The sequence below is a fragment of the Rheinheimera sp. SA_1 genome (assembly GCF_001669775.1).
Classification (GTDB): domain Bacteria; phylum Pseudomonadota; class Gammaproteobacteria; order Enterobacterales; family Alteromonadaceae; genus Pararheinheimera.
In genome coordinates this window covers 1-647 of sequence record NZ_LXWK01000013.1, presented here as the reverse complement: position 1 = coordinate 647, position 647 = coordinate 1, and the positions used below count along the sequence as shown (strand labels likewise).

At 42.7% G+C, this 647-nt stretch carries 2 tRNA genes and 1 rRNA gene; all 3 read left to right on the top strand.

Features of this window, described 5'->3' with window-relative positions:
- Window positions 1-80 (top strand): 16S ribosomal RNA (locus A5320_RS07340); the annotation flags it as partial.
- An 87-nt stretch (window positions 81-167) separates the two neighbouring features.
- Window positions 168-244: transfer RNA gene (locus A5320_RS07335), tRNA-Ile, on the top strand.
- Window positions 245-342: 98 nt separating this feature from the next.
- Window positions 343-418, top strand: a tRNA-Ala gene (locus tag A5320_RS07330).
- Window positions 419-647 lie beyond the last annotated feature (229 nt).

Sequence of the window (647 nt, the reverse complement as noted above, 5' to 3'; positions counted from 1 at the left end):
TTACCACTTTGTGATTCATGACTGGGGTGAAGTCGTAACAAGGTAACCCTAGGGGAACCTGGGGTTGGATCACCTCCTTACCTAAAGCGGAACTATTTTGCGTAGTGTCCACACAGATGATTGATTGCAGAGATAGAGCAAACAGTTAGAGACCGTCAGGTCATGATTGGTCTGTAGCTCAGGTGGTTAGAGCGCACCCCTGATAAGGGTGAGGTCGGTAGTTCGAGTCTACTCAGACCAACCAGATTCTGCTTTATGCTTCGTTATTTGAAGACTCGTGTACAGAAGTACACTTCGCCTTCAAATGCCTTGCCTAAAACAGAATCACCAAATGATATATTTGGGGTTATAGCTCAGCTGGGAGAGCGCCTGCCTTGCACGCAGGAGGTCAGCGGTTCGATCCCGCTTAACTCCACCATTCCTTAGGTTCACTATGGAAAAGAATAACTGATTGATTGCTCAACAAATTCAAATCAAAGCGCACTTATTTGTGTGGTTTGATTTGAGTTTATCTCAAAATGCTCTTTAACAATTAGGCAAGCTGATAGTAGTAAAAATAAAGGTCAATAATTTTATTGTGAACCTTAAGCACGATACTTACGATTTCAAAGACAATTTGGGGTTGTATGGTTAAGTGACTAAGCGTA